We start from the raw sequence: 6,037 nt of genomic DNA, 5'->3' as shown, positions 1-6,037 counted from the left end.
CCCGTGCACCGAGGCCGTCACCCCACGTGGGGTGACGGCCTCGGTGCACGGGGCGGGGCGGTCAGGCGTGCTCGCCCACCAGGGCCGCTGCACCGCCGGCCACGCCCTTCGCCTCGGTCACCCAGTCCGCGGCCGTGGCACGCGCACCCAGCCCCGCCTCGGCCGAGCCGTGCACCTCGCCGGCCACCCACGCGTCGATGCCGTGACGCCCCAGGATGCGCACCGCCTCGTCCACGGAGTCCTGCGGCAGCACAGCCACGAAGCCGACGCCCTGGTTGAGGGTCTTCTCCAGGTCGGCCCGGGCCACACCACCCCAGGCCCGGATGGCCTCGAAGACCGGCGCCGGCGCCCAGGTGGAGCGGTCCAGCGCGGCGAAAACGCCCTGCGGCAGCACGCGGGCCAGGTTGGCCGCCAGGCCCCCGCCAGTGACGTGGCTCAGGGCGTGCACCTCGGTGGCGCGCACCAGCTCCAGCAGCGGCAGCGTGTAGATGCGGGTGGGTTCCAGCAGCTCCTCGCCGAGCGTGCGCCCGAACTGGGGCACCTCGTCCTCGAGCCGCAGCCCGGCGTGCTCCACCACGCGGCGCACCAGGGAGAAGCCGTTGGAGTGCAGGCCCGAGGAGGCGATGCACAGCACCGCGTCACCCTCCCGCACTCGGTCCGGGCCGAGCACGTCGGCAGCGTCCACCACACCGGTCGCGGCGCCGGCCAAGTCGTACTCGTCAGGTGCCATGAGACCCGGGTGCTCGGCGGTCTCGCCGCCCACCAGCGCCACGCCGGCCAGCTCGCAGCCCCGCGCGATGCCGGAGACGATCGCCGCGATGCGCTCGGGCTCCACCGAGCCGGTGGCGATGTAGTCGGTCATGAACAGCGGCTCGGCACCGCAGACCACGATGTCGTCCACCACCATCGCCACGAGGTCCTGACCGATGGTGTCGTGCACGTCCAGCGCCCGGGCGATGGCGATCTTGGTGCCCACCCCGTCGGTGGAGGTGGTGAGCAGCGGACGCTCCATCCCGCGCAGGGCGGAGGCGTCGAAGAGCCCGGCGAAGCCACCGAGACCGCCCACCACCTCGGGGCGGGTGGCGCGGGCCACGGAGGCCTTCATGAGCTCCACGGCGCGGTCACCGGCCTCGGTGTCCACGCCCGCCGAGGCGTAGGTGATGCCGGTGGTCGGCTGGGGGGTGGGCTGCTCAGTCATCACGGCCTTCCGGGGTTCTGGGCGAAGTCTCGGACCTGCTGGGTGCCGACGGTGGTCGGGTCGGTGGAGCGGGCTGCCCGCTCGAGGTCGAGCCACTCCTTGCCGGTGCGGCCGTCCGTGGGCAGCGGGATGGGGTAGTCGCCGGTGAAGCAGGCGGTGCACAGGCGGTCCGCCGGCTGGTGGGAGGCCGTCACGATGTCCTCGGTGTCGACGTACCCCAGCGAGTCGGCGCCGATGGAGCCGCAGATCTCCTCCACGGACATGTTGGCCGCCGCCAGCTCGGCGCGGGTGGCGAAGTCGATGCCGTAGAAGCACGGCCACTGCACGGGCGGGGAGCTGATGCGCACGTGCACCTCGGCGGCGCCCGCTTCGCGGAGCATCTTGACCAGCGCCCGCTGGGTGTTGCCGCGCACGATGGAGTCGTCCACCACCACCAGGCGCTTGCCGGCGATGACGTGCTTGAGCGGGTTGAGCTTGAGCCGGATGCCCAGCTGGCGGATGGTCTGCGTGGGGGCGATGAAGGTGCGGCCCACGTAGGAGTTCTTCACCAGGCCCAGGCCGTAGGGGATGCCGGACTCCTCGGCGTACCCGATGGCCGAGGGCACGCCCGACTCGGGCACCGGCATGACCATGTCGGCCTCCACCGGGTGCCGGCGCGCCAGGGCACGCCCCATGTCCACGCGGGCGTCGTACACCTCGCGGCCGGCGATGCGCGTGTCCGGGCGGGCCAGGTACACGTACTCGAACACGCAGCCCTTGGGCGACGGCTCTGCGAAGGAGCGGGTGTCGATGCCGTCCTCGTCGATGGCGATGAGCTCACCGGGGGCCACCTCGCGGACGTAGCTGGCGCCCACGATGTCCAGGGCCGCGGTCTCGGAGGCCACCACCCAGCCGCGGCTGAGGCGGCCGATCACCAGCGGGCGCACGCCCTGCGGGTCACGGGCGGCGTAGAGGCGGTTCTCGTCGAGGAAGACCAGCGAGAAGGCGCCGCGCACGGTGGGCAGCACCCGCATCGCGCGGTCGATGACGGAGCCCTCGCCGGTGGCGAGCAGTGCCGAGAGGATGGCGGTGTCGGTGGTGCTGCCGCGGCCGAGCTCGCCGGCGGCGCGGCTCACGTCGCCGTCGAGCATCTCGGTGAGGCGGTCGAGCATCTCGGCGGAGTTGATGATGTTGCCGTTGTGCGCCAGTGCCAGGGTGCGGTCGTCGGTGCCGGCCAGGGTGGGCTGCGCGTTCTCCCACACCGAGGCGCCGGTGGTGGAGTAGCGGGTGTGGCCGATGGCCATGTGCCCGCGCATCGGGCCGAGCACCTTGTCGTCGAAGACCTGGGAGACCAGGCCCATGTCCTTGTAGACCAGCAGCGACGACCCGTTGGACACCGCGATGCCCGCCGACTCCTGCCCGCGGTGCTGCAGCGCGTAGAGGCCGTAGTAGGTCAGGGTGGCCACGTCCTCGTCGGGGGCCCAGACGGCGAACACCCCGCACTCGTCCTGGGGCAGCGCCTCGTCGGGCAGCAGGTCGTGGTTGAGCCGTCCGTCACCTCGCATCACGGGACACATCCTCCCACGAGGGGACGGGGTGGGGGCCGCCGCCCGGTCCGTCGGACGCCGCGTACCGTTGCCCCGTGCAGCACGACGACCCGGACCCCGCCCAGACCCCCTCGCCCAGGCCCGCGGACCGCCACCCCGGCGGCTCCCCGGAGCGGGCCGCAGCACGCGTGCGCCGCGAGCCCCGGCTGCTGCCCTTCCTGCTCATCGGCACGGTGCTGGGCATCGCCCTGGCCGGCCTGGCCACCGTGCTCGGCCCGTCGGACGCCATGTACTCCTCCGGGCGGTCCTTCGGCTTCCTCGCGGTGATGTTCGGCGCCACCGGGCTGGTGCTCGGCGGGCTGCTCTTCGTGATGGCCGACGCGGTCGCCCAGCGCCGCCGCTGACCGTCCCTCCCGCCAACACGGCACCGGTGCGGATCTCGGCCTGACACCGTCCCCCAGTTCAGCACCGGTGCGGAACTCGACAGTCGAGTTCAGCACCGGTGCGGAGCTCAGGCCAGGGGCAGGTGCGGCGAGAGGTCGGCGCGCTGGCCGGAGGCCTGCACGGCCCCCGAGCCCACCGCATCGGCCCAGGCGAGGCGCCCGGTGGCCAGCCCCAGCCAGGTGGTCGCGTCCATCTCCACCACGGCCGGCGGCGTACCCCGGCGGTGGGTGGATCCCTCCACGCACTGCACCACGCCGAAGGGCGGCACCCTCACCTCCACCGAGCGGCCCGGCACGCGGGCACCCAGCTCCTCGAGGCAGTAGCGCACGGCCGTGGCGACGGTGGCCCGATCCACCGCCCCGGACACGGCGGTGCCGTCGGCGCCCGGGGCGTCGACGGCACCGCACCACTGCCCCACCGCCGCGCGCCCGGCAGCCGGGTCGATGCGGCGACGGGGCGCCACCTCAGACCGCCTCGCGCTCGATGGGGCAGCTCATGCAGCGGGGGCCGCCGCGGCCGCGTCCGAGCTCGCCACCGGCGATCTCCAGCACCTCCACGCCCTGCGTGCGCAGGTACTCGTTGGTGGTGGTGTTGCGCTCGTAGGCCACCACCACGTTCGGCTCCAGGGCCAGCACGTTGCAGCCGTCGTCCCACTGCTCGCGCTCGGCGGAGCGGTCGTCCTGGTCGGCGGCCAGCACGGTGATGGCGTCCACGCCCAGCGCCGAGGCGATGGCCGCGTCCAGCTGCTCGGGGGCGTTGTGCTGCACCTTCACCTGCGCGTCGGGGCCCTCGCCGTCGGCGGTCAGGGTCCAGCTCTGCATCGGCGGCAGGCCGGTGTAGCGGGTGAAGGTGGTGGGGTTGAGCATCGTCATGACCGTGTCCAGGTGCATGAGCGCACGCGCCTTGGGCATGTCCAGCGCCAGCACCGTGTGCGCCTGGCCGGAGGCCAGGAGGGTGCGGGCCACGCGCTCCACACCCTGCGGGTTGGTGCGCTCGGAGATGCCCACCATGACCGCACCGTTGCCGATGACGAGCATGTCGCCGCCCTCGGTGGTGGCCGGCCCGGAGGCCAGGCCGTCGTTCCACTGCTGGAAGTCGGCGTCGGCGAACAGCGGGTGCCAGCGGTAGATGGCCTCGAAGTGCACGGTCTCGCGGCGGCGGGCCTTCTTGTGCATGGAGTTCACCGAGACGCCGCCGTACATCCAGGCCGAGGTGTCGCGCGTGAACAGGTGGTTGGGCAGCGGGGCCAGCACCATGTCGCGGTCGGCCAGCGAGGCCATGTAGAGCGACGACGAGCCGGAGGCGCGCTCCAGCAGCTCACCCTTGGTGATGCCGCCCACCAGGAAGGTGGCCAGCTCCTCGGCCGGCATCTCGTCGAAGACGCCACGCAGCTCCTCCACGGCACGCGGGCCGATGATGCGCTCGTCCAGCGAGTTGTCCAGCACGTGCGCCCGGGCCTCGGGGATGCCCACGGTGGTCGTGAGGAGGTCGGAGAACTCGTGCACGAGGACGCCGCGGTCCTCCATCACGGTACGGAACTGGTCGTGCTCCTCCTGCGCGCGCTCGAGCCAGAGCACCTCGTCGAAGAGGTAGCGCTCGCAGTTGGAGGGGGTCAGGCGGCTCATCTCGAGCCCCGGACGGTGCACGATCACCTGCTTGAGACGGCCCACCTCGGAGCCCACGTGGAATGCCATGGAGAGATCCTTCCTCTCCCGGGAGGAGTGGCCGGCGGGGGCCGACCGCCCGGGGCGCCGATCCCCTTCGGACCAGCAGGCCCCGGCTGCCCGGGTGCATGTCACGTGCAAGGATCGCACGTATGCGAGCCACCGTGATCCACGCCGCCGGAGACGTCCGCCTCGAGCAGGTCCCCGACCCGCAGGTGGTGCTGCCCACCGACGCCGTGGTGCGCGTGGTGGCCAGCTGCGTGTGCGGTTCGGACCTGTGGCCCTACCGGGGCGCCAACGAGGTGACCGAGCCCCGCCGCATCGGCCACGAGTTCGTGGGCGTGGTGGAGGAGACCGGCGACGACGTGCAGCTGCGGCGGGGCCAGTTCGTCGTCGCTCCCTTCGTGTGGTCCTGCGGCGGCTGCGCCCCGTGCCGCTCGGGCGTGCAGACCTCCTGCGAGCGCGGTGGTGGCTGGGGCGGGCCGGACCGCGACGGGCACCTCGTGGACGGGGGCCAGGGCGAGGCCGTCCGCGTGCCCCGGGCCAACGGCACCCTGGTACCGGTGGACGGCGTCGACGAGGACGTGGAGGAGGGGTTGCTCAAGAGCCTGCTCACCTGCTCGGACGTCATGGGCACCGGCTGGCACGCCGCCACCCGCGCCGGGGTGCAGGAGGGCGAGACCGTCGTGGTGGTGGGCGACGGCGCGGTGGGCCTGTGCGGCGTGCTGTCCGCGCGGATGAAGGGCGCGGGGCGGATCATCGCGATGTCGCGGCACGCCCCGCGTCAGGCCGTGGCCCGCGAGTTCGGCGCCACCGACGTGGTGGAGGCCCGCGGCGACGAGGGCGTGCAGGCGGTGCGCGACCTGACCGACGGGCGGGGAGCCGACCGGGTGCTGGAGTGCGTGGGCACGCACGACGCGATGCTGCAGGCCATCCGCTCGGCGCGCCCCGGCGGCACGGTGGGCTACGTGGGCGTGCCGCACGGCATCGAGCTGCCGATCGAGCTGATGTTCCGGCGCAACGTCAACGTCGCCGGCGGGGTGGCCCCGGTGCGTGCCTACGGCGAGGCGCTGCGCGACGCGGTGCTGGCCGGCGACATCGAGCCGGGGAAGGTGTTCGACGCCGTGATGCCCCTGGACGACGTGGCCGAGGCCTACACCGCCATGGACGAGCGCGCCGCCATCAAGGTGATGCTTCGCCCGTGA

The 6,037-nt window shown here is 73.3% G+C and carries 6 protein-coding genes; 2 read left to right on the top strand and 4 right to left on the bottom strand.

The genetic code is table 11. From position 1 onward, the window contains the following. Positions 1-61: 61 nt before the first annotated feature. Positions 62-1,198, bottom strand: coding sequence for a phosphoribosylformylglycinamidine cyclo-ligase (purM, locus tag ACFFHC_RS04005; protein WP_070703606.1), 1,137 nt, complete (start codon positions 1,196-1,198; stop codon positions 62-64). Next, a complete protein-coding gene (gene purF, locus ACFFHC_RS04000) occupies positions 1,198-2,754 on the bottom strand; it encodes an amidophosphoribosyltransferase (RefSeq protein WP_083323421.1) in 1,557 nt (518 codons plus the stop codon). Before purF ends, purM begins: the two co-directional genes overlap by 1 nt. 65 nt (positions 2,755-2,819) lie before the next feature. Here purF and ACFFHC_RS03995 point away from each other — a divergent pair, with 65 nt between their 5' ends. Then, positions 2,820-3,128: a hypothetical protein gene (locus ACFFHC_RS03995; RefSeq protein ID WP_070703610.1), complete on the top strand. Its 309-nt coding sequence runs from the start codon at positions 2,820-2,822 to the stop codon at positions 3,126-3,128. A 107-nt stretch (positions 3,129-3,235) separates the two neighbouring features. Here the strand turns inward: ACFFHC_RS03995 and ACFFHC_RS03990 are convergent, their stop codons facing one another. Beyond that, positions 3,236-3,631, bottom strand: a complete 396-nt coding sequence (locus ACFFHC_RS03990) for a sterol carrier family protein (RefSeq protein WP_101850036.1) — start codon at positions 3,629-3,631, stop codon at positions 3,236-3,238. 1 nt (position 3,632) lies between these two features. Continuing rightward, a complete protein-coding gene (locus ACFFHC_RS03985; RefSeq protein WP_070704106.1) occupies positions 3,633-4,862 on the bottom strand; it encodes an arginine deiminase in 1,230 nt (409 codons plus the stop codon). 122 nt (positions 4,863-4,984) lie between these two features. Here ACFFHC_RS03985 and ACFFHC_RS03980 point away from each other — a divergent pair, with 122 nt between their 5' ends. Then, positions 4,985-6,037 carry a zinc-binding dehydrogenase gene (locus tag ACFFHC_RS03980; protein WP_070704103.1) on the top strand — a complete coding sequence of 351 codons (1,053 nt, stop codon included), beginning with the start codon at positions 4,985-4,987 and terminating at the stop codon, positions 6,035-6,037.

Origin of the sequence: Kytococcus schroeteri, from assembly GCF_042433515.1 — a bacterium.
Lineage (GTDB): Bacteria > Actinomycetota > Actinomycetes > Actinomycetales > Dermatophilaceae > Kytococcus > Kytococcus schroeteri.
Note: the sequence above shows the minus strand (reverse complement) of the source record. Positions and strands in the feature narration are given on the sequence as shown.

What these genes read in the sequence shown, in the direction of transcription:
- purM (WP_070703606.1), bottom strand. Translation starts at nt 1,198, where the DNA reads ATGACTGAGCAGCCCACCCCCCAGCCGACCACCGGCATCACCTACGCC.
- purF (WP_083323421.1), bottom strand. Translation starts at nt 2,754, where the DNA reads ATGTGTCCCGTGATGCGAGGTGACGGACGGCTCAACCACGACCTGCTG.
- ACFFHC_RS03985 (WP_070704106.1), bottom strand. Translation starts at nt 4,862, where the DNA reads ATGGCATTCCACGTGGGCTCCGAGGTGGGCCGTCTCAAGCAGGTGATC.
- ACFFHC_RS03980 (WP_070704103.1), top strand. Translation starts at nt 4,985, where the DNA reads ATGCGAGCCACCGTGATCCACGCCGCCGGAGACGTCCGCCTCGAGCAG.